Annotated in this window: 24 protein-coding genes and 1 pseudogene; 7 read left to right on the top strand and 18 right to left on the bottom strand. The window is 37.6% G+C overall.

From position 1 onward, the window contains the following. Positions 1–101: 101 nt before the first annotated feature. Both FTV32_RS01060 and FTV32_RS01055 read right to left on the bottom strand, forming a co-directional pair. Positions 102–950, bottom strand: coding sequence for a serine/threonine protein kinase (locus FTV32_RS01060; protein ID WP_180027621.1), 849 nt, complete (start codon positions 948–950; stop codon positions 102–104). Then, positions 895–2439: a DUF3336 domain-containing protein gene (locus FTV32_RS01055; protein ID WP_180027620.1), complete on the bottom strand. Its 1545-nt coding sequence runs from the start codon at positions 2437–2439 to the stop codon at positions 895–897. The genes FTV32_RS01060 and FTV32_RS01055 overlap by 56 nt, the downstream gene beginning before the upstream one ends. 205 nt (positions 2440–2644) lie before the next feature. Between FTV32_RS01055 and FTV32_RS01050 the strand changes: the two genes are divergently transcribed. Together FTV32_RS01050 and FTV32_RS01045 are read left to right on the top strand one after the other, a co-directional pair. Then, positions 2645–3517, top strand: a complete 873-nt coding sequence (locus FTV32_RS01050) for an ATP-binding protein (protein ID WP_180027619.1) — start codon at positions 2645–2647, stop codon at positions 3515–3517. Between the two features lie 388 nt (positions 3518–3905). Then, positions 3906–4670 carry a hypothetical protein gene (locus FTV32_RS01045; RefSeq protein WP_180027618.1) on the top strand — a complete coding sequence of 255 codons (765 nt, stop codon included), beginning with the start codon at positions 3906–3908 and terminating at the stop codon, positions 4668–4670. Here the strand turns inward: FTV32_RS01045 and FTV32_RS01040 are convergent. Continuing rightward, a complete protein-coding gene (locus tag FTV32_RS01040; RefSeq protein WP_180027617.1) occupies positions 4599–5477 on the bottom strand; it encodes a LysO family transporter in 879 nt (292 codons plus the stop codon). The two genes, FTV32_RS01045 and FTV32_RS01040, sit on opposite strands and share 72 nt — an antisense overlap. 328 nt (positions 5478–5805) lie before the next feature. On the opposite strand from FTV32_RS01040, the pseudogene FTV32_RS01035 reads away from it, so the two are divergent. From FTV32_RS01035 to FTV32_RS01025, 3 genes and pseudogenes are all read left to right on the top strand, one after another. Beyond that, a pseudogene (locus FTV32_RS01035) lies at positions 5806–6359 on the top strand (DUF4385 domain-containing protein). Positions 6360–6511: 152 nt separating this feature from the next. Next, positions 6512–7039 (top strand): Ail/Lom family outer membrane beta-barrel protein, encoded by a 528-nt coding sequence (locus tag FTV32_RS01030; RefSeq protein ID WP_180027616.1) that lies wholly within the window; start codon positions 6512–6514, stop codon positions 7037–7039. A 153-nt stretch (positions 7040–7192) separates the two neighbouring features. After that, positions 7193–8140 carry an aldo/keto reductase gene (locus tag FTV32_RS01025; RefSeq protein ID WP_180027615.1) on the top strand — a complete coding sequence of 316 codons (948 nt, stop codon included), beginning with the start codon at positions 7193–7195 and terminating at the stop codon, positions 8138–8140. 48 nt (positions 8141–8188) lie between these two features. Here the strand turns inward: FTV32_RS01025 and tsaD are convergent, their stop codons facing one another. After that, positions 8189–9205: a tRNA (adenosine(37)-N6)-threonylcarbamoyltransferase complex transferase subunit TsaD gene (gene tsaD / locus FTV32_RS01020; RefSeq protein ID WP_180027614.1), complete on the bottom strand. Its 1017-nt coding sequence runs from the start codon at positions 9203–9205 to the stop codon at positions 8189–8191. 144 nt (positions 9206–9349) lie between these two features. Here tsaD and rpsU point away from each other — a divergent pair, with 144 nt between their 5' ends. Then, positions 9350–9565, top strand: coding sequence for a 30S ribosomal protein S21 (gene rpsU / locus FTV32_RS01015; RefSeq protein WP_001136722.1), 216 nt, complete (start codon positions 9350–9352; stop codon positions 9563–9565). A gap of 33 nt (positions 9566–9598) precedes the next feature. Next, positions 9599–10045, top strand: a complete 447-nt coding sequence (locus tag FTV32_RS01010; protein WP_035268744.1) for a GatB/YqeY domain-containing protein — start codon at positions 9599–9601, stop codon at positions 10043–10045. Between the two features lie 112 nt (positions 10046–10157). Here FTV32_RS01010 and FTV32_RS01005 read toward each other — a convergent pair whose 3' ends face one another. The 14 genes from FTV32_RS01005 to FTV32_RS00940 form a co-directional block, all read right to left on the bottom strand. Further along, on the bottom strand, positions 10158–10520 hold the full coding sequence (locus FTV32_RS01005) for a hypothetical protein (RefSeq protein WP_180027613.1): 363 nt from the start codon (positions 10518–10520) through the stop codon (positions 10158–10160). Between the two features lie 63 nt (positions 10521–10583). Continuing rightward, on the bottom strand, positions 10584–10955 hold the full coding sequence (locus FTV32_RS01000) for a GFA family protein (protein WP_180027612.1): 372 nt from the start codon (positions 10953–10955) through the stop codon (positions 10584–10586). A 9-nt stretch (positions 10956–10964) separates the two neighbouring features. Then, positions 10965–12404 carry a M48 family metalloprotease gene (locus tag FTV32_RS00995; protein ID WP_257227566.1) on the bottom strand — a complete coding sequence of 480 codons (1440 nt, stop codon included), beginning with the start codon at positions 12402–12404 and terminating at the stop codon, positions 10965–10967. Between the two features lie 96 nt (positions 12405–12500). Then, positions 12501–13460, bottom strand: coding sequence for a D-glycerate dehydrogenase (locus tag FTV32_RS00990; RefSeq protein WP_092766150.1), 960 nt, complete (start codon positions 13458–13460; stop codon positions 12501–12503). 29 nt (positions 13461–13489) lie between these two features. Further along, positions 13490–14218 (bottom strand): hypothetical protein, encoded by a 729-nt coding sequence (locus tag FTV32_RS00985; RefSeq protein ID WP_180027610.1) that lies wholly within the window; start codon positions 14216–14218, stop codon positions 13490–13492. A 106-nt stretch (positions 14219–14324) separates the two neighbouring features. After that, positions 14325–16214, bottom strand: coding sequence for a M48 family metalloprotease (locus FTV32_RS00980; RefSeq protein WP_035268759.1), 1890 nt, complete (start codon positions 16212–16214; stop codon positions 14325–14327). A gap of 84 nt (positions 16215–16298) precedes the next feature. Next, on the bottom strand, positions 16299–17837 hold the full coding sequence (purF, locus tag FTV32_RS00975; RefSeq protein ID WP_092766147.1) for an amidophosphoribosyltransferase: 1539 nt from the start codon (positions 17835–17837) through the stop codon (positions 16299–16301). A 24-nt stretch (positions 17838–17861) separates the two neighbouring features. Continuing rightward, the gene (locus FTV32_RS00970) at positions 17862–18446 is read right to left on the bottom strand and encodes a CvpA family protein (RefSeq protein ID WP_179998321.1); all 585 of its coding nucleotides are present in this window, start codon (positions 18444–18446) and stop codon (positions 17862–17864) included. A 3-nt stretch (positions 18447–18449) separates the two neighbouring features. After that, positions 18450–19454: a quinone-dependent dihydroorotate dehydrogenase gene (locus tag FTV32_RS00965; RefSeq protein WP_180027609.1), complete on the bottom strand. Its 1005-nt coding sequence runs from the start codon at positions 19452–19454 to the stop codon at positions 18450–18452. An 88-nt stretch (positions 19455–19542) separates the two neighbouring features. Next, a complete protein-coding gene (gene gspM / locus FTV32_RS00960; protein ID WP_180027608.1) occupies positions 19543–20022 on the bottom strand; it encodes a type II secretion system protein GspM in 480 nt (159 codons plus the stop codon). Further along, positions 20022–21164: a type II secretion system protein GspL gene (gene gspL / locus FTV32_RS00955; protein WP_180027607.1), complete on the bottom strand. Its 1143-nt coding sequence runs from the start codon at positions 21162–21164 to the stop codon at positions 20022–20024. The genes gspM and gspL overlap by 1 nt, the downstream gene beginning before the upstream one ends. A 42-nt stretch (positions 21165–21206) precedes the next feature. After that, positions 21207–21662 (bottom strand): phosphoglycerate mutase family protein, encoded by a 456-nt coding sequence (locus FTV32_RS00950; RefSeq protein WP_180027606.1) that lies wholly within the window; start codon positions 21660–21662, stop codon positions 21207–21209. 73 nt (positions 21663–21735) lie between these two features. Continuing rightward, positions 21736–22809 carry an NAD(P)H-dependent glycerol-3-phosphate dehydrogenase gene (locus FTV32_RS00945; protein WP_180027605.1) on the bottom strand — a complete coding sequence of 358 codons (1074 nt, stop codon included), beginning with the start codon at positions 22807–22809 and terminating at the stop codon, positions 21736–21738. A 53-nt stretch (positions 22810–22862) separates the two neighbouring features. Beyond that, positions 22863–23438, bottom strand: coding sequence for a nitroreductase (locus FTV32_RS00940; protein WP_035268783.1), 576 nt, complete (start codon positions 23436–23438; stop codon positions 22863–22865). Positions 23439–23659: the final 221 nt, after the last annotated feature.

Below are 23659 nucleotides of genomic sequence, written 5' to 3'. Positions count from 1 at the left end.
GTGTATATTATAGAGATCATTATCTCATGACAAGCCCTTTTTTTGAAAAACCTTATTGTTTGACTAAATATAAAACAATTATCCATTTTACTGGTTTTTCTTTAGACAAATTCGCTTAATATCTGTTTTAATTGATAAATATTGTCCAATCTTTGTGATTTATTTTTCATCAACATCTGCTGGAGTACTGGTGTTAAGTCAGAAAAAGGCCTAATAATTTCAACTTTTAATTGCTGACAATGCCATTTTGCCCAATCTATATAGCTTTTTTTATGGATTGAGTACTGATTTAACCATTCTAACCAAATAATACCGAGTGCATATATATCTGATGCTTGTGATTTTGACTCACCATGAAACAACTCAGGCGCCATATACCTTGGTGTTCCATGTGTAGAAACTTGAGGATGGCACTCAAAGTGAAACATCTGTTCAAAATCAATTAATTTGGGTTGACCATTCAATATTCTAAAATGTTCTCTTTTAAGATCTGCATGAACCCATCCTTGCTCATGAATCGATAGTAATGCATCTAGACTATATAATAATAAATTGACCACATTTGAAAACTCATTGTGTGGGAAGGTCTGCATTTGAGTATAGACAGAATTTTCTACTTCAAATAGCGGCGCCGCATTTTCAATCAGAATCAATGATGAAGAATCATGTTTTGATGTAGGTGTATTGAATCTACTGTTTTCGTCATACACGATCTCAAACGGCACTAAGATCTTTGAAGAGCGAGTACTGAGTGATTGGTAGTGTTTTATCTCATTGTCGAACCACTGCTCATGCTGTGAACTGATACCCTGCTGTTGTCGCTTAACCCAATACGTTTGGTCGTCTATTTCGATACAATAAATTAGACGACCATACTGCTGACTTTGTTCAGAATTAACCGGTTGCCTGAGCAGAGGCTGAATGGTTTGCCACTGTAGATTGTTTTTCAAGAGATTCATTTTGCTGTTTCAGTTGCGTCAGCATATCCAAACAGTGTTCAATGGTTTTTCCTATACGCGCATGTGTTTCAATACTGGACAGTTTTGACCAAGTTGCCCGTTCCCCTTCTCTTTGAAGGACTTTAAACAAATGAGGTCGCGGATTTTGTAACATATAATGATAATGTCGCAGACTATAATTACCTACAATATTTAAATCACCATAATAACGCTGATCAACAATACCATAACCGTGATCCAATAGTCGTCTAATCGTCGGCACACTGCCCATTCGGTCACGAGTGAAATTCATGACATCCATCGCAATCGTTTTACCATGTTTACGCACTAAACGTTGCGGCCAGCTGAGTAGATCTGTTCTAAAACGCTCCGCATCACTTTGCATGAATGGCACAATATGTGGATTCACCTGACTGGCAATGGTGTAATTAATATTGTAGAGACGAGCCATTTTCTCTTGTGGAAAATCACTTCTCACACTGCCATCCACCCAACGAATACTTGCCAAGTATGGTGTATGCACCCCATCATAACGCTTACTGGTCAGTCGTACTGGAGGAAATAAGATAGGAACCGCACATGATGCCAATACTGCACTCCACACCAGTAAATCTGGTGCAGTATATTTATTCATGATACGAGCATCTTCCTGAGCGACATCATAAGGTGCAACACTAATATTGATATCAAGTCCAGACTTTTCATACGCTTCTTGAAATGTTAAGTCCCCTAAATTTTCCACTAAAAATTTCTTAAGATATCGCACATCAGCAATACCACCATTTCCTCTAAGCAACTCTTTGAAACTTCTGAAATGGAATGCCTCGCTATAAAAGCTCTCTCCTGTCAGCAGCTGATCAATATCTTTTTGATCAGAAACGCCTAACATCGCCGTCATTAACGCACCAGCACTCGAACCTGATAAAACTTTCGGCATCAAATCTTGTTCCATCAGCGCCTTACACACGCCTGTATGAAACAAACCTAATGAGGCCCCACCCGAAAACATCATTGCTGGTTGACCATAGGTCAGTTGACAATTTTTAAAAAAATCAAATTTTTCTTGATGTGTCAAACCTGAACATTCATCCGAAGCGATATAAATTAAACTCTGTGAAACCTCTTCGATATAGTCCTCAATAAGTTTTTTAGTGCCAATATATGTTTGTGTGAACAGCATAGGATGACCAATATTGGCGACATCATGACTCAAGCCTTCTCGCAAAATATAGATAAGATCAAACACACGATGATTCAGCTTGTAACGGCGTAAGAGATTTAAACGATGCGATATAATTTCAGCATCAAAATAGGGTGAAGTATTATCAAACTTCCATTCCTGAGCGCCCGTCTCCTCATCCAGCTTTAAGGCAATGTCTTTCCACTCTTCATAGCTCTCCGCACGTTCAAGCTCATGTTGCATTTTTTTAATTCGATACGCTTGATGCGGATTAATTTGACTACGATTGCCTAAAATCATTGAGCTAGTCCTTTGATTTTTATTAGTTCAATTAGTTTTGTTCAGTTTTTAAACTATGCAAAAAAAGCACAAAATAATCAACTTAATAAAATTTATTTCTTGTATCGACCAGTCAGCATAGATTTATACCTTAGATCAGTTCACATCGCTGTCGTCATCATGTAGATTAAACTTGATTTTATTGAATTGTATTTCACAAACAACTATGGCGACTCTAGAACTACCAGATCAACTGTTAACAAAAATTTCTCAACTTATTGATCAACTTAATCACACATTATCTGAACCGAGTCAGGAAATTGATTTCTCAGCACTAGGATACAAATGGCAAAATAAACGGCTGATCCCCATTCAAAAACCTAAAATAATTCATCTTGATGATTTAAAAGGTATCGAAAAACAAAAAGAAAAAATACTGCAAAACACTGAACAATTTTTACAAGGCTTACCTGCAAACGATATTTTATTGACAGGATCTCGTGGAACCGGAAAATCATCTATTGTGAGATCTTTACTGTCTAAATATGCTGACCGTGGTTTACGCATCATTGAAATTGAGCGTGATAATCTGTCAGACCTACCAGAAATACAAAAAATTATTGAAGGTCGTCCTGAAAAATTTATCGTGTATTGTGATGACTTAGCCTTTAATGCTGAAGACGAAAATTATCGTAGTTTAAAAAGTGTGTTAGATGGTTCACTAGAGTCAGGTTCTGGCAACTTTATTATTTATGCGACCAGTAACCGCCGCCACCTACTCCCAGAATTTATGCATGAAAACACCCCGATCACTAAAGTGGACGTGCCTCAATATACTGAATTACATCCGCAAGAAGCGATCGAAGAAAAAATCTCATTGTCTGATCGTTTTGGTCTTTGGCTTTCGTTCTACCCTATGGATCAAAATCTTTATTTAGAGATTGTAGAGCACTATTTAAAAAAATCTGATATTGAAATGACGCCTGAAGTACGTGTTGAGGCGCTACGTTGGTGCCAAGCCAGAGGTCAACGCTCAGGTCGTTCCGCATTCCAATTTTCAAAACATTGGATCGGCTCTACTCAATTAAAGCGTGATTAAGCATTTACATCAGCTTCTGCAATAAGAAACTAAGATGGAATAACGTCTTAGTTTCTCGACTTTCACTCTTTAATCTAAGTTATTAGCTTTTATTACGATAAAAGTTAATAAATTATTCATGAATAATTATAAAGATAAAATTAACAATTTAACTTATTGCTCTCTATCGATATCAAAAAATTTTAAATCAAAAAATCGCGAATATTACTTTAAGTTATTAATTTTAATAAAATTTATTATATAAATAAAAATTAAAAAAATATTTTAAATTTAAAACAATATAACATAACAACCATTTTTTGTTTTTCGAAAAAATTAATGTAACCCAAACTTAACAATTCAAAAATAGTATGAGGGACGCAAATAATTATAGAAAAAGGCTGCATCCATGCTCCAAATTAAAAAATATAGTAACCAACATACACAATCCCCAGATGTTCAAAATATATTAAAAACGCTTCATCAAGCGATCTTCATGACACCAGAGGGTTGTGATTTGAATGATATTGCTCAAGCCTATGCCCCCGATGATGCTGCAAGCAAACGGGTTTTGATCTATTTTGATGAAGAAAAACCTGTTGGATTTTTAAGTATGCAACGTTATGAAGTCAAAAAGAATGACCAGACAATGAATGTTTTTCGTGGTCAAGCAGGTCTTCTTAGCGCCTATCGAAAATCAAATCTGTTAAAATTCCAATACATTTATTTCATTATTTCTCAAATGCTCCGCCACCCAGCACCATCGTATTTTTTTGCTGTGTGTTTACATCCCTCAAGTTATCGTGCAATTACACGATATGCTTTCAAAAAAAATACATGGCCTATTCGCTTAAATCTCGATAACAATACAGAAATGCAAGACCTTTGCACCCTATTCTCTCAGCAATTCAATTATCAACTTTCAAAATCTGGCCATGTTTTTATTTATAACGATGGCCTTGGAGGAACACGCGGTTGTAAGCATGAACACGATAACATGAATGAGGATGCTGCATTTTTTTTGAATCACAATGCCGGATATATTAATGGTGATGGTATGCTAGTGATTGCCAAAATCACTGTCTTTGAGGTGTTTTACCGTTTAACGTGTCACACTTTGGGTAAAATGAATCGCAATAAATATATTCAATGGACAAAACAGCGACAACAATAGTCCCGCTTTAAACGCATCTAGCACATATTGCTCACCACAATGTTGCTTAATCATCGGTAAGAATGCATCACAGGACAGTACACCTGTGGTGCTAATTGCTGCTTGTGGTTGATGTCTTCCAAAAAGCTGTAGAAAAATGATGGAAAACATCCCTCGAATCATATCCACAATTAAAGCTTGAACTGCCAATAAGGGATTTAGTTTTTGTGAAATCATAGCAGCAGACAGACTTGCCCAACCGAATCCAGAAAGCAATACAGCACTTTCCTTCCAAATTATCAGCATAAAGCAGGCAAATATTGTATTTGCCAATACCATTATGATTGGGAGTTTAAAATCATGCCATTGCAATGTTTTGATTTTAAATGCTGATATAAAGACTCCGATCAAAAATAGAATAATGTAGATCAGAACGTTTTGAATACTTAAAGCTATTTGCTCATCTATTAAATCCATTCGATAAGTGAAGATCCCTCCCACAAACACCAAAATAAGCAAAAGATATACTGTCAATATTTTAATGATATCCTTAATTTGGATTGTTTTACGTTTGCTGTTTTCCTGCTGTTTCTTCTTATAAAATAGTGAACTAAACCAGTAAGTAAATGCGCATACCCCGAGTGCGAGAATAACTAGCTTGCTCAAAACAGCTCTAGGATTTTCTAATGCGAGTAGGTTTGGCGCTGCGTAAACAGTGCAAAAAAATATAAATAAAATCAGGGCTAAAAAAAATACTTGTTCAATGTACTTGTTGGGATGAAATTTACGACCATATAGATAGCCAAAAATGATGATGATAAGATCCAATCAGACTTCCAAAATTATTTTTATACGTATCGCTTAGATTAATTCATAGATATAAAACTTATATGACAAAATGTTTCTTATAGAGCATCGTCATGTCTAATCATTTGTGTCTGCTAGATTTTAAGTTTAAAACTTAATTTCGCCCCGCTATCGTCCATAGTCTAATTCGTTGTTTTGATTTCTAATACAGTTCAATTTCAATCTTTCACGTGTTTAGCACATCTCTTTAAAACAACTAATCACATTTTTAAAATATCACTCACAATTCTATAATCGTTTTTCATTTGAGATCACCTAATATATTTTTAAAACTACAAAAGAGAATGTGATGGCTTACAATCATAAAGACCTCGATAACATCCCACGTAGAAGCTCTCGTGTTAACTCTCAAAGTTTTGATTACTCTTTGGACTTTAAAAAAATTAATTTCAGAGAGAGACCGGAACTCTATCGAATTGGTCGTGGTGAACAGGGTGTATTACTCGTCGAACCCTACAAATCTGAAATTCTACCTTTTTGGAAATTTGCAGATGAAGATAAAGCTAGAGAGAGTTCTAATAAGATTTATCAACTCTTTCTTGAATATTTAGCAGTCGATGATTTTGTCGGTGCAGATATGGCTCGTAAATTTTTACAAATGGGTTATACCCGAGCGAGACGTTATGCCAACCATAAAGGTGGAAAAAATATAAAGGTCCTGTACCTAATGACAAAAAAGGTTTAAGTGGTGCTCACGGGCGTGAAGAACTACCACGCCAACAAGAAGACGCTATTAAGGCTGCAGCAGCACGAATTTTTAAAGTGAAATGGGATGAAGCTAAACAGCATTCCCACTATATTGCATTAAAAGAACGATTTAAAAACTCAATTGCGAGTCAATAAATACATTCTCACACCATTTATAATAAAAATAAAATTATTTGTTTAGTTTTTATTTACAATAATAAAATAGACAGTACAATAAAGTTTGCCAAAAAATGATCGCCATTTTTAGCATTTAATGATAAATAAATCACAAATAATGAGCATGCGCCATGATAACTAAATTTTTAAAATTGGGTTTAATCCTCTCGATGACCACTTTAACAACGACAACTTTTGCCCAACAACACACCGTTTCATTGGGTTATGCTCAGTCTGAAATTGAAAATGCGTTTGATATTCGTGGTGTTCACGCTCAATATCGCTATGAACTCGAGACTCCTTTAAGCGTTATGGCAACAATGTCGTATCAAACTGGTGATGAAACTTGGATTGAACCAGGTGAACGCCAAGATACAGATGTAAAGCATTTTTCTTTGCTAGCAGGCCCTGCATATCGTCTTAATGAGAATTTCAGTGTTTATGGTGTTGTCGGGATCGCGCATTCAAAAGTTGAAAGTTCATATCGCGCCTTGAACATATACGAAAACATGGATCTAAGTGAAACAGCGTTTGCATATGGTATTGGTATTAATATTAATCCTGCTCCGCAATATGCGATCAATATCGGTTATGAAGGTACTAAAGTTGATGGGGCTAAATTTGATGGGTTCAACATCAGCGCAGGTTATCGTTTCTGATTCTGCTTGAATACATAGAGAATTAAAAAAGAGGCTTTTTGCCTCTTTTTTTGTCAAAATCATTGGATAATGTTTATACATTATTTGGATAGCGAGAAATAGACGAATCCTATATAGCTAGAATAAGTCGTATTATTCTACCTAGGATGTTTCATGCAAAAAAGAAAACTTGGACAAACTGATTTATTCATCTCACCCATCGTATTCGGAGGAAATGTATTCGGTTGGACGGTTGATGAAAAACAAAGTTTCAAAATTTTAGATGCACTGTATGAGCGTGGATTTAACACCATTGATACAGCAGACTTCTATTCCATTTGGGCACCAGGCAATCATGGCGGCGAGTCAGAAACAATCATTGGTAATTGGTTAAAACAAAATCCAAGTAAACGTGAAGACATCGTGCTATTTACTAAAGTCGGTTTAGATATGGGGATTCCCGGCCATCAAGGTTTATCTGAACGATGGATTATGCAAGCAGTTGAAGACTCTCTAAGCCGTTTGAAAACAGATTATCTTGATCTTTATTTTGCACACTGGCCTGATGAAAACACACCTCATGAGGAAACATTATCCGCATTTTCAAAGCTCAAAGATCAAGGAAAAATCCGTGCCTATGGCACTTCTAATTTTTCAGCTGATCAATTAGACGCTTCTATTCAAGCTGCACAAAAGATTGGTGTGCAACATTATCAGGTTCTTCAACCTGAATATAATCTTTACGATCGCGATATATTCGAACAAACACTGCAACCCATTTGTGAACGCCATCAAATTGGTGTCGTAAGTTTTTATAGTCTGGCTAGTGGATTTCTATCTGGGAAATATTCGTCATTAGACAATATTCAAGGGCGTCAACGTGCAGATACGCTTGTAAAATATTTTGATGAGCGAGGCTTAAACCTTTTAGATAAGCTCAGAGAAGTGGCATCGCGCCACAATGCGGCACCTGCTGAGGTAGCTTTGGCTTGGTTACTTGCGCAAAAGCATATTTCAGCACCAATCGCCAGTGCAACAAACCTTGAACAAATTACCCAATTTTCAAATGCAGTGAATCTTCAACTCTCACCAGAAGACATACAAATTCTTTCAATAATGTAAATATAAAAAAAAGAGGCTATAAGCCTCTTTTTTCTCGTGACCAAACATTTATGCTTCAGTAGGTTTTTTGAGTTCCGTCATCGGCCAACGTGGCGTCGTTGTCACGGCTAAGCCATCATGCTCTCCTGCTTTTAAGCGTTGATATCCAGCAAAAGCAATCATGGCGCCATTATCCGTACATAAAGCTGGTTCAGCATAATATACTTGAGCTTTTATTTTAGCTAAATCTGCTTCAAGACGTTCACGAAGACGCTTATTGGCACTCACACCACCAGCAATGACCAAACGCTTAAGACCAGTTTGTTTTAATGCTTTAACTGATTTTTTGACCAATGTATCAACAATAGCCTCTTGAAAACTCGCAGCAATATCAGCGTCTCGGTTTTCTTCACCTAATTTTTTCATTTGGACAGAAACTGCTGTTTTTAAGCCGCTAAATGAAAATTCCAAACCTTGATGCAACATAGGACGTGGAAATTCAAAAGCAGTGGCATCACCTTGCTCAGCAAGTTTAGAGATATTTGGTCCGCCTGGATAAGGCAACCCCATCATCTTAGCAACCTTATCGAATGCTTCACCCGCTGCATCATCGATCGACTCACCTAAGATTTCATAATGACCAATATCATATGCCGCCATTAATTGTGTATGCCCACCCGAGACTAACAAGGCGACAAACGGAAATTCCGGTGGAGTGGCTGATAAAAGAGGCGCCAACATATGCCCTTCCATATGATGCACACCAATCGCTGGTTTATTTAACGCAAATGCAAGCGTACGACCAAACAATGCTCCGGTCATGAGTGCACCCATTAGGCCTGGACCACGTGTATAAGCCACTGCATCAATCTCAGATTTTTTGATTTGACTTTCTTCAAGTAATTGATTGATTAAAGGAATTAATTTACGAACATGATCCCGTGATGCCAATTCAGGTACCACACCACCATATTCAGCATGCAATTTAATCTGACTATATAACACCTGTCCTCTTAAGCCGACTTCGCTATCATAGAGTGCGAGACCAGTTTCATCACACGACGTTTCTAAGCCTAAAACGATCATTAAATTGCCTTTAACCCATTTCAAAATATTGCTAAAGCTATTATAGACTTGTGATATGAGATGTAAATGAGTAAAATACTGACCTTCACTTGTGACTCAGCGCAATTCGGCGCTTAGTCTTATCCATAAACTAGAGGATTCTTCATGCCACAAGTTAAATTGAAAGAAGGCGAACCAGTAGACGTAGCTATCCGTCGTTTCAAACGTTCATGCGAAAAAGCGGGTGTTTTAGCTGACGTTCGTAAACGTGAATTCTACGAGAAACCAACTCAAGAACGTAAGCGCAAAAAAGCTGCTGCTGTTAAACGCTACCAAAAGAAATTGGCGCGTGAATCAGTACGTACTACTCGCCTTTACTAAGATTAATTTGTGATTGACTGCTCGGATATATAAATGACTACTTTAAAAAACCAAATTACTGACGTTTTGAAAGCAACAATGCGTGCTAAAGAAATGGATAAGTTAACGGTGATTCGTAGTCTCCAAGCAGCAATTAAGCAAATCGAAGTCGATGAACGCGTAGAACTAGATGATAGTCGAGTTCTCGCGGTCATTGAAAAACAAATCAAGCAACGTAAAGAATCGATTAAAGCTTTTGAAAGCGCTAATCGACAAGACTTAGCTAGTAAGGAACAAGCCGAGGTTGAGGTTTTATCTCAATTTCTACCAGCAGCTATGACTGAGGAAGAACTTGATTCAATTATTGCGCAAACGATTGCTGCGCAACAAGCTACTAGCATGAAAGATATGGGTAAGGTGATGAATTCTCTACGTCCGATCATAGCCGGACGTGCCGATCCTGCACAAGTTTCGAGTAAAATTAAAGCTCAACTTTCTTAAGTTTTCGTATTATGTTTGATTTGGTCTATTTAATAGTGTCATTAAATAGTCCAGTCTAAATCACGTATCCCTGATTTTATTACAACAATACTTTTAGTTTTTCACTTTCTGATTATTTAAACTCACATTGAATATTATATCTTTGTAAAATCTGCATTTCTTTAGATCGCTTCACTTTCTCAACAACATCCTGTTTACTCATTCTAGAGTAGGAAAATGGTAAATCCTTTCGATATTTATCCACCACCTGATAAAAACCATCGACATAAGTTCCAACAATGACACAATATCTTTGAGTCTGATCAACGCTAAAATGTGTTGTATTTGGTGCTAGCATTTTTAGAAAATACCTCATATCGGCATTATATTTTTGTGATACAACTTCAATTTCTTGTGTAAATTTAACAGGAAGTGTTTCCGCATGAGTGAACACACCTGCCCCAAACAACATCATAAAAAATAGTGGCAATTTCATTATTAGATTCAATCACATAATTTAAAATATTTATTCATTCATCATTCTAAAACAATCTAATCACTAAGAATGAATAGTTTCAATAAAGTTAGGTTTGTATTCCTGGAAAAACTCTTCATAAGGTGGCGGTATTTTCCCTTCAACCACAGAACCGAGCCTTAAACGTATAACGCCTGGTAAATCAAGTCGATGTGAATATAAAGGACTTCCACATTCACCACAAAATACTCTTGCCTTTAACTCGGTATGAAAATAAGACTTAAGCACATCTTCACCAGAAATTAACTCGAAGTTTTCAAGCGGGATCGGGCTATTCCATGCAGTAAAACCGCCTTGAGCCAACTGACAGTGCTTGCAATAGCACAAGATACTTTTCTCAAGATCACCATGATAAATATATTGCACCTTTCCACATAAGCATTGACCTTTTATCATTTAAACCTCTTATAATTTTTGTTGACGCTCATCCTGCATCATCCGCAGTCTTTGATTGATGACTGCACTCATAGAGTTATTTTCCTTGGCTAAACGCTGAGCATGAATGAGTGAGCGAATCGCATTCTCTTCCGCTCCCTTCCAATATTCAACTTCAGCCCGATATCGCAATACATTTACAGTACGTAAAGGATTTTTAATATCTAAATTTGCCGCTTGTTGTCGAATGAACCATGCTTGCGTATCACGATTATTGATTTGGATAAATTTATTCGCCAACCTTTCAGCAGCAACAAAATTTCCCTGTCGAATATAAATTTCAGCTAATTTATAACTTAAAGCACGATTTTCAGGTGTTATTCGTTGGCGCACCAATATCGTTTCCTGCGCAGAATCAAATTGATTGGTCGCCAAGTAGATATCTGCTTGAATAAGCGCGATAAGCTGATGATTTGGCTGGACTTTCTTAGCAAGCTCAATTTCTTTTTGTGCTAGATCAAAATCACCACGCTTTAAATAAAAAGCAGACAGTGCAATTCTTCCAGCCAATGCATTGGCTCTCACCACTCCCTTTAACTGTTCCTCGTTGGTTTGATTGGTCACAACTGCGGTATACCACTTGATCTGATCAAACTCAGAGAGTGTGTTGCTATATGGAACTTTAGGAAGTTGATCTGCACGTAATCGAGCCTCGCTCATACGCTGAGTAGTCAAAGGATGTGTTAACCAAAAATCAGGAAGATAACTAATTTTTGGAGTCGCACGATTCATGGTTTCAAAAAACTCAGACATACTGTACGGGTTATATCCAGCACGATACATCAATTGCATTCCAATACGGTCTGCTTCACGCTCTTGATTACGACTATAACTTAACTGTCGATCCACCAATGCAGCTTGAGTTCCCATCATCAGGGCAGCACCTGCATTACCATCAGCTTGTGATGCAATTGCAGCACCCACTATGATACCAGCGAGTGCAAGCAATCCCTGCCCTTTAAAAGCCTCTTGAGAACGGCTATAGTGTCTTTGCGAGACGTGTGCCACCTCATGAGCAACCACACCCGCAACTTCATCCATGTTCTTTGCCGACGTAATTAATCCGCTATTCAATGCAAATAAACCGCCAGGTACAGCAAAGGCATTAATTTGCGGATCGTTTACAATCACCAAAGCAATTGGTTGACCCAACTGTGTTTGCGCAATAATTTTTCGGAATACAGCCATAAATTGATCTTCCAACCAAACATTGTTTAACACTGGAAGTTGTTGCTGTACTTGACGATAGACTTTTTCACCGATCATTTTTTCTTTTTGTTGATCGATAAATCCAACACCACTATTAATATCAGGCACTTCAAATTGAATTTTATTGGCATTGTAGAGTTCATCAGCCGCCGCTGAAAAACTCGAACTCGCTATCAATAAAGCCAAAATGATCTTCTTCAAACCTGTATTCCTAAACGTGTACTTCATCGACTATAACATTGAATAATGTGAAGATTAATGATGAACTGTTACGTTTATTATCATGCTCAACAGACTTTACTTATTCACAATATATTGAGGCTCATCCCCATCTAAGGCTTTTACCAGATTATCATAAGCAAGATTTGCCATTTTCATTCTGGTTTCTGCTGTCGCCGAACCTACGTGCGGCAATGTCACTACATTTTCCAATTGAAACAATGGTGATTCTTGGAGCGGCTCTTTCTGATAAACATCTAAACCAGCAGCAAAAATTTTGTGATTTTCAAGCGCCTCAATCAAGGCCGACTCATCCACAACTGATCCTCTGGCAATATTCACAAACACAGCATGTTTTTGCATTTTCTCAAATTGAGCTTGACCGATCAGCGCTTTCGATTGCTCATTTAAATCGACTGCAATGACGATAAAATCAGACGTTGAAAGTAAAGTATCAAGATCACAATATTTCGCCTTTAAAGGCTCAGCTCGCTCTATACATGGTTTTCGATTATGGTATTGAATATTCATATTAAATCCATAAAAACCACGTCGAGCTATCGCAGCACCGATATGACCTAAGCCAATGATACCGAGCGTTTTCCCATAAAAATCTTGACCAAATTGTGCAACACCAGCGGTACGCGTCCAATGTCCATGCTTTGTCCAAGAATCTAAATGTGTCACTTTACGAGCCGCACTCATCAATAAGGTAAAAGCCAAATCAGCAGTCGTCTCTGTCAACACATGAGGCGTATTGGTCAACCAAATACCCTGTTGTTTTAAATATTCAACGTCGTAATTATCATAGCCCACACTGACCGAAGAAATAATTTTAAGTTTTTTTGCGGTCTGTAAGTTGTCTTGATTTAAACGACGCCCAGCGCCTATCATCCCATCTGCATCCGCAACTTCTCTTAAAAGTTGCTCATTAATGTCACCCTGTTTTGGATTAATTTGAACGACCTGATATTTCGATTCTAATTGATTTAATATTTTCGGATCTATCTGACTAAATACCACAACCTTTTTTTTCATAAAACTCCCTCTTTAGATCCAGTATCGATTTAATTTTTAATTAAGTTCCACAAGCGACGCTTTAACAATGGCTGCTCAATCATGTCTTGTAAGCTTGCAATCTGCATATGCTGCGTCGTCGATATATGCGGCAAATACCCTAAGCTCAATATTTTTTTATCAACAGATAATGCATCGATAAAACCCTGTATAAATACTTGAGCACCTCTTCCATCTTGGAATTGTGCGAAATTAAATGGCCATTTTAAATCGTAAAACTGTGAACTCACACTACGCTGGATATTCACCCATAAGTTTTCTTGTTCTGTGGTGAGCGCTGTAGCATCTAGCAGAATAGTATGTGTTTTAGTGATCATCGCTTGAATTTCAAAAGCATCGATTACAAGCGGTTGACGCTCAACAACTTCATCTTGAGACTGTTTGTCATTTTCCACAAACTCTCGAGGAAGCTGCACACCGTCTGGATTACTTTTTAACTGAAGCGAAGAATCATCTTTATTTAGCTGTTCAGCTTGTGAAGCTGGTTTTGTGATGAACTGTTCTAATTGAGCTTGCGCAAATTCAGGAAAAGATACATCTGTTGGATGATTTTCTTCAACTTGATCGCGATATAAGGAAGGTTTGTAATGACGTGTTTGTGCCGTATTTTGTGGAATCCATATATCGATTCCCATCACAGCTAAGAGGCTTCTTTGATGCTCTAACATATTCACATTCATTACAGATGGACTGGCATGAGGGCTGGGTATTCTACCCACTTTTTTAATCTTTTACTGAACTTTTAATCCGCAAACAATCATAACTTAATTTCATTTCTGACGCATTAATATCCTTGCACCTTTTAAATTCAGAATGCATTGATAGCTAAACAATAATGACGCTATTTTTCTTATGCATTTGATCCACAATTTCATCACTTTCAAATCCAAGTCGCCAATATAATAATTCAAGTACATCTAACTCATCTTGTGTAATGATTCGATCATTCCATAAACATAATTCAGCAACACCCAAAATACTCAACCGATCTCTCAGCAACAATCCAGCAATATCATTAAGAATTTCACCTAAGTCGATAGGTTCATCTGAAATTTCTTCATAAAACTCAATTTCATCACGAGTTAAAATTCGTTCTAAGATTTGGGTTCTAACTTCAAGCTGATTAGCAGTATTTAACTGCTGAACATGTAATAACGCATCTATTAGCCTAACAATTTGCGGCTTAGCATCCTCAATTGAGGTTGGACGATGTATTGGCAATAAATCCAGTTGAGACTTCACCTTTTCAATCAGTAAAGCATCCAAAAGCCCAATTTCACCATCTTCTTGAATAATTTTAGCCAATTTAGTAATAAACTGACGCGCACTTGTAGCAGGCATATTTCCCAACTGCTTACATGCCTCATGAAAAATTTGAATATGCACTCGACCATCTATATTTAACAGTGAGTCGACAATTGCACGACTCACAGGCGCATCAGAAGGAATAAATTCACGGTACTGCCGAATCATTAAAATCGCAACCATCACTTCACGCGCACCAGTCGAAGTTTGCAAAGCCCTTTGAATGAGTTCTGGACGTTTCATCTGCTGTCTAACTTCACTATTTAAGGGTTTGATGGCATCCTTAATTGCAAAGCTGATCGGTGATAATCTTAATAATGGAAGTGGCTGTGGTGACATCCATGGATTATATTCTTCAGCAATAGACTCCTCTAAAGAACGCATTAAACTAAATAGTGGTTGATTTCGTAATTTTTGTAAATTTTCTAATTGAATATCTTCAAGTAAATTCGGATTTAATTCATATATACGATCTTGAATACAAGGTTGGATATTCAACCAACTTTGAGGACTAAGTGAGTTAGCAAAGCACATATGAGAAATAGCTTCAGAATATTCACTATGAATCTGTGATCCTGCGTGATGAACATAGATTCTTAATAAGGTTTGAATATTTGCATTACTACTCAATAATTGTCTTGTCATTGCATCGTTATACAATGTTCGACTACCCAAAGTAATATATTTCATCAGACGCGTAATAAAGACGCCTAAACTACCAATTAACCATATGACTCCACCGATCGCCACAAAAGTTGTTTCCAAACTATCTCTCAATTGATCCCGATTACGTCGAAATCCCTGCTTCGCGATTTTACTGCCCCATTGACTAAAGGTAATTAACCCACTGTATAAAATTTTAAGACGAGTATTTTCTCGAGTTTCACCCGATAAAATTTTATGGAATTCATGACCCAACAATCCATAAAGCTCTAACTCATCGAGATTTTGTAGCGCCCCCCAAGTCAGAATAATCACAGTATCTTTGGGATGAAAACCCGCAGTCAGTGCATTAACCCCTATTTCATCGGGTAAGACATAGAGTGTAGGTGTATCAATTGAGAAACGATGTGCTAATTTTTCAGCAAGCCTAAGCGCTGTACTTTCTTCTGGAGTACTTTCAATAAAAGTGAGTTGTCGTGCTTTCAATTGTTTTGCGAGCGTATGACCACCAGAGCGGAAGACATAAAACTCATAAACGACAGAACCACCGATAATGCTAATCAATAGCACCATCATATATGGACTGAGAAAATGCCACCAAATGGACTCAGAAGGATCAATATAATGAACCAACAATCCGAGCGTCGTGTTTAAAATGATAATTGCGAGCACAATAACAATTAAACATACGCTTAATGACCACAGCATATTTTTGTTTTTAATAAAGTAACCACTAACATCTTTCAATGTAAAATTTCCTCATTACATTGTGTTGTGATCATAAATTAAAAAAGCGGGAAATACCCGCTTTTTCAAATAGAAAACTATAAATTAATTTTCTTTAATACCACTCAGATCAACTGAGGCTGCATCAATATTTAGATCGATATAACCATCTTTGGTTTTCTTGGCAGAGTCATTACGCTTGCGCTCTAAACCATCGAGATATGACTCATCAATGTTACCCGCAACGTAAATACCGTCAAATACTGAGCAGTCAAAGTCAGTTAACTCAGGTACTTTTTTCGTACGAACAGCTTGCTTTAAATCTTCCAAATCTTGGAAAATCAAACGATCAGCACCAATCATTTCACGAATTTCTTCAACATCACGATTTGAAGCAATTAATTCGTTTTTAACTGGCATATCAATACCGTAGACATTCGGGTATTTCACCATTGGTGCAGCCGATGCAAAGAAAACTTTTTTAGCACCGGCGTCACGCGCCATTTGAATAATCTCATTACACGTTGTGCCACGCACAATTGAGTCATCTACAAGCAATACGTTCTTATCTTTAAACTCTAATTCAACTGGATTGAGCTTTTGACGTACAGACTTTTTACGCAACTGCTGACCCGGCATAATGAAGGTACGACCGATATAACGGTTTTTCATGAAACCTTCACGGAATTTCACACCGAGTGTATTGGCAAGTTCTAAAGCGGATGTACGCGAAGTATCTGGAATAGGAATGACAACATCAATGTCATGCTCCTCACTCCATTCACGCAGGATTTTCTGCGCCAACTTCTCACCCATTTTCAAACGTGCTTTGTATACCGAAATTCCATCAATGATGGCATCTGGACGAGCAAAATAAACATACTCAAAAATACATGGGCTATGGTGTGGGTTAGCCGCACATTGCTTCGTGAATAGATTACCCGCATCATCAATAAAAATTGCTTCACCTGGCATCACATCACGTTCAACTTTAAAACCAAGCGCTGTTAAAGCAACTGATTCGGAAGCAAGAATATATTCAACACCATCATCGGTATCACGCGATCCCAAAATTAAAGGTCGAATACCATTTGGATCACGGAAGCCAACTAAACCATGACCTGTGATCATCGCAACAACAGCATAACCACCTTTACAACGCTCATGCACACGAGTGACTACATGGAAAATATCATCCGCAGTCGGTGTAAGTTTGCCGCGTTTTTGTAATTCATGTGCAAAAACGTTTAATAACACTTCTGAATCTGAATCAGTATTCATGTGACGTAAATCTGTTTTAAACAGATCATCATGAATCTCGTCAGCATTGGTTAAATTACCATTGTGCGCTAAAGTAATACCATAAGGAGAGTTTACGTAAAATGGTTGTGCTTCAGCGCTACTCGATGAGCCAGCTGTTGGATATCGGACATGACCAATTCCGTAATTACCTAACAATGCACGCATATGACGTGTATGAAATACATCACGCACCATGCCATTGTCTTTTCTCAAAAAGAGACGACCATTATGGCATGTCACAATCCCTGCAGCATCTTGTCCACGATGTTGTAACATCGTTAATGCATCAAACAACATTTGGTTAACAGGTGATTTACCAGCTATACCAACAACTCCACACATAGCAACCTCGCAGACAAGCTAGGATTAATAAAAAGGATTATTCGTTGAATGAGATGACGAATCATCTTGTTCAGAAGATGATTGACGAGAAGAATCTGATGATTGATTCGACTCTTCTGATTTCATATGACTTAAAGCTTTTGACGCTGTCTCTTTGGTGTACTCAGTCGCTAAAGGCGCGTAAGGCAATAAAGTTTGAATAAACTTAGATTGTTTCCAATGTGGAGAGCTCTCTACAAATGAACCAATCCCTTGCATAGTAATGAGGACGATTAAGAGACCTTTCAAGGTGCCAAATGCACCACCTGCCAATCGATTTAATGGACCAAGCTTTAAGCTTTTCAGCAACCGATTTAATATTGCAGTGACGATCCAAGTCAAAACAACAATAATCAGAACAATAAAAGCAAATGCCGCTATTTTTTGAACCACAGGATCTTGACTGAGTGCGGACATTGAAGGCGCAATTTGACCCGCAAATTTTGCACCCATAATGAGTGCAAAAATCCATCCTACCAAGTTCGCAAAGGCTTTAACGAATCCTTGACGCAAACCGTTAAGCCCTCCAATGAGCAGAATAATCAGTATAAAGATATCGATGGTATTCATAGATTAGGTCATAGCTTGTACGCAATCTTTAATCAGTTTTGGCCCTTTATAAATTAGACCACTGTAAATTTGAACCAATTGCGCACCCGTTTGCTGTTTAGTCGCGGCTTGATCACCACTAAGAATACCACCAACACCAATCAATGGGATTTGACCTTGAAGTAATTTTGAAAATGCAGATAGACATTGTGTACTTTTTTCAAATACAGGCGCACCAGATAAACCACCTGCTTCATCACCATGCGCTAAATTTTCTACACCCTCACGTGACAAAGTCGTATTGGTCACAATCAGACCATCAATTTTAAATTGAATTAATTGAGATGCAATAAATTCAATATCTGACTCAGTTAAATCTGGGGCAACCTTTAATACCAGTGGAACATAGTGTTGATATTGTTCCGCAAGTTCAAGTTGACGATTTTTTAAAGTTTCAAGAAGTTCTGTTAATGCATGTCCACTTTGTAAACTACGTAAGTTCTTGGTATTCGGAGATGAAATATTAACAGTAATATAAGATGCATAATTATAAACTTTTTCTAAACAAATTAGATAATCAGTTACAGCATCTTCAACTGCTGTATCGGCGTTCTTACCGATATTGATGCCTAATACACCTTTATAATTTGCTGCTTTAACATTCTCAATCAGCTGATCTACACCATCATTATTAAAACCCATACGATTAATAATCGCTTGAGCCTCTGGAAGGCGGAATAAACGCGGTTGAGGATTACCAGACTGAGGTCGAGGGGTAATGGTTCCAATTTCGATAAAACCAAAACCTAAACTCGCAAGTGCATCAATATATGCACCATTTTTATCTAAACCTGCAGCCAAACCAACTGGGTTTGGAAATTGAATACCCATACAAGTCACTGGCTTTGGGTCTATTTTTTGACGCATTATGCCAAACTTATATGTCGATTTAAGCATTGATAATGTCAAATCATGTGCACGCTCAGGCGCCAATGAAAATAGAAATGGACGAGCAAGCGAATATAACATATCTCAAAAACTGCGGTTTTTTAAGTTGCCACATTATAGGCTGAGTATGCCCAAAACGCTATGCCTGTCATAGGTTTATTTTCACCACTTACTGTACTGATGCTGTTAATTTAATCGCAGCTCCAGACTTAATAAGTTCCAATTTTTCAACACTTAAACCCATTTGAACCAATTGGGTAAGAAAATTTGCGAGGATCGCGTAGTTTTCATGCTCAGCACTGATCATCAATTTATTATCGCTTGGTTGTGTGACCACAGATAATCCTGCTTGTTGTGCTACACGCTGAATTTTATCCGAAGGTGTTAGGCTTAAATCTGTTGAAGATTTCATTGTCACCACATTGGATTGCATCCACACCAATGTGTCTTTCAGTTCATTCAATCTTTTTTGCTGATTATCTGCTGCTTCATGCATTTTCCACAAAGCAGAACCAATCAATGCGACGACAACGATAATCGTTGCAGCGATGACAAGTACACGCTCACGTACACTCAATGACGATAAATAGTCATCAATCTTTTCAAATAATTGATCAAATTGATTTTGAAATTTTTCTAAAGTTTTCATTATTGTACTTTCACCAAACCAACGACCATTTTATCCTGAGTTTGCACATTCCCAAGTTCAGCTTTGAAGCCTTGCTGATTCATTTGTTGAATTAGATTTTGTAATTTTTCGGATGAGTCCGCCACCAAATCCATACTCAATCCAGATGCTTCATAGGAAACACGATTTGCGATGATTTGATGCTGCATTAAAATCGGACCTACACGACTGATTAACTGTAAGACCTCAGTATTTGCAGGCTTACTCATCCGCAAATTACTTTCAAATTGGCTTCGTAAATTTTGCTCATTGAGACGACTGTTGGGACCAAACCAAGATTGATATTGCCCTACCGCAACCAAAGCCGTTTGATCAGATACTTTTTTTAACTTTACCCAACGCACTAGATCATAACTGAATTGCACTACAAGCAAACCCACAAGCAGTGCTGCACATGCTTTCCAATAACCTGAGATTCCACCCTCTGTGTTTTTTGCTTTAGGCAAAACATTGAATGGATGATTCTTTAATTTTTTTTCAGCTTTAAATAAATAATTAAAGCTTTCCCGCTCGTTTTGCTCCGTTGCATTAATCAAACTCATCATTTGATCATCATTTAACCGGTCATGCAAAATATGTATAGGCTTTGGCAGTAGATCTAAAAACAATGCTAAATCATCAATCGCAAAACCTTGATTTGATCCTGTTCTCGCCAATAAATGCCCATGAATATTGGCTAAAATAGTTTGTCCATGTTCTGGCACTGGTAAAACCAAAAAATCGGGTAATAGCGCAACCACTTTCACCGGAATCAAGTTCAGAGCATGTTGCATTGTTTGAACTTGGTATTGACTGATCCCCATTACTGACAATTGATCTGGTGCCTCAAATTGAGTGAGCACTTTCATCTGATCAATGGAGTGAATGGTATATTCTTCAAGTAAATATTTAGCGCCTTCGCTTCCAATTTGCTTGAATTGCGCTTTGGGCATATTTTGTTGAATAATTTGTACATCATGGCTTGAAAAGAATACAACAGCTTCTTGTCCATGATACGGTTGAGTATCTTGAATCAACTCTTCTAGCGTTGTTGATGAATTCCAATTTTCACCATTTGACCAGAGCCAAACCCCATTCGACACTGGCATCCATAAATACAACATTAATTTTATTCTGCCGTTTTATTCATTAAACACTTATGGTTATTAAGCTGACGGTACAAAATGTTTTAATTTTGTGGAAAGTCCCGCAGCAATGACTGTCTGATCATAAATCCGCGCTTCAGCAAGCGAAAAAGGAGTAAAAAATTCAGACGTAATAATTTCTTCAATATATGCCACAACATTCATATGACATACAACCACAATATTCTCAAAAGGTAGTTGAGATAACCACTCAACTGCAACTTTAGCATCATCGTCAGGTTTAATTTTATCACATACTAAAACTTCAACATTTGGAAAGAATTGCTGTATATGTTTTAAAGTTTCCTGCGCCCTGAGCAAAGTACTCACTACAAATATATCAGGTGCAACCACGTCTTTTAAAAAGTGCGCAGTTTGTTCAGCTTGAATATGACCCCGCTCAGTCAGTGGTCGTTTCGAGTCATTACCATTAATTGGTGGAGCGGCTTCACCATGACGAACTAAAGTGAGTTGCATTTGTTTTCCCTAAACCATGTGTCATCCATCATATCTAAACATTATGACAATGATGATAAACCATTCATTAATCTTAAACTTTATGATGCGGCAATACGAATTCAACATCACTTCGATGACCATTCTTCATCAAAGATAATGCAATATGTAATGGTGGTGCACCTTCATAAATCACTTCGTAGAGTGCTGTGGTGATTGGCATATAGACATCAAGCTCTTTGGCTCTTGCATTCACTTGCACAATGGTATTAATCCCTTCAGCTGTTTGACCCAGTTCCGTCGTTGCCTGCTCTAAGGTTTCACCTGAACCTAAAGCAAATCCAACTTGATAATTTCGACTTAAGGGACTATTACACGTTGCGAATAAATCGCCAACACCAGACAAACCTAAGAATGTCAGTGGATTTGCACCTAGCTGTACAGCGAAGCGACTCATTTCCGCCAACGCACGTGTCAAAATCATGCTTTTGGTATTTTCGCCAACGTTATAAGCTGCAGCCATCCCCATTGCGACAGCATAGATATTTTTAAGTGCACCTCCAAGCTCCACGCCATGTACATCATCGCTTCCAAATACACGAAATAGTGCACTGTGTAATGCTTGTTGCACTGCATATCTCACCAATTCAGAATGGCTGGCAATCACTGTTCCAGCAGGCATTCCTGACATAATTTCTTTCGCTAGATTTGGGCCCGAAAGGACGCCATAAGGCACTTCTGGAAGCTCTTCACGAATAATATCACTCATGAAACTAAAGGTTTTAGCTTCAATCCCTTTTGTGAGTGATACAACTGCCTGAGCGGTGATAAAGGGCTTAATCTGTTTGAGTACATCTCGGAATGAATGGCTCGGAATAGCAACCAAAATAATGTCTCGATCTCGAACAGCTTTTTCAAGATTGGATTCTGCTTTTAATGCTGGCTCAAGGTTATAATCTGGCAAATATCTTGAATTTACATGTGTTCGATTTATTTCTTTCGCAATTTCCTCATCACGGATCCAAATCATGGTATCACAACCATTTCGTACTGCCGTATTCGCCATGGCTGTACCAAAACTACCACCACCAAGAATCGTAACGCGCAATGCTGTTTTATGATCAATTGCAACTGGCTCGACCAAATCTGAAAACTTTAATTCCGACATTCTTTTAAATCCTAAACATTCTTTTTCTAATCGTTAAATTTGCAATGTTGCAATTACGGCTGCCAAAAACTGACGAATGCATCTGTTTCAATCTCAGCGCGTGGTGCAATCGCCTTAAAAGCAGTCCCTACATAAATGATACCTGAAATTAAATCATGGGTTTGTAGCCCAAGCTTTCTTTTAAATAGATCTGACTCCACAACAGCACCACTGCGCCACATGGTATTGAAACCCTGAGCTTGTAAACTGAGCAAAAGATTTTGTATTGCAGCGCCTGAACTTAAAGTTTGCTCAAAATATGGAACTTTCGCATGATCATGAAATCGTGTTACAGCGATAATCAGCATAGGTGCACGCATAGGATGATGACGTACGCGTTCAATTTGAATTGAATCAGTTTCACCAAGGTCTGCTACTGCTTCACTGAGTAAAACACCAAATGCTTCACGTTGCTCTCCTTTCACAACAATAAATTGCGTCGGTTTCAGACGATGATGATCGGGTGCGGTTAAAGCGGCTTTAAAAGCTAATTCTAATTGTTCTGCGTTAGGATGAGGTTCTACCAAATGACCAACGGATTGACGCTGATGAATATTGTCATGCACTACTTGAGAAAATTGATCTGACATTTGAAGACTAATCTTTAAACTAACACTATGTACTTAAGCTTAGCATAAACATTGAAAACTACTCTACAGTTATACTTATACACGAGGCATCCAGCATAATTACAATCAAACATAAATCAGGCATTTTACTTCAAAATCGATACAAAACATGCTTAATTCTTTGGAATTTAAGCCCTAGCATACATGACTGAGCTCCAAACTTAATATTGCAACGCTAGAGG

Source organism: Acinetobacter sp. YH16032 (genome assembly GCF_013417345.1).
Taxonomy (GTDB): Bacteria; Pseudomonadota; Gammaproteobacteria; order Pseudomonadales; family Moraxellaceae; genus Acinetobacter.
Note: the sequence above shows the minus strand (reverse complement) of the source record. Positions and strands in the feature narration are given on the sequence as shown.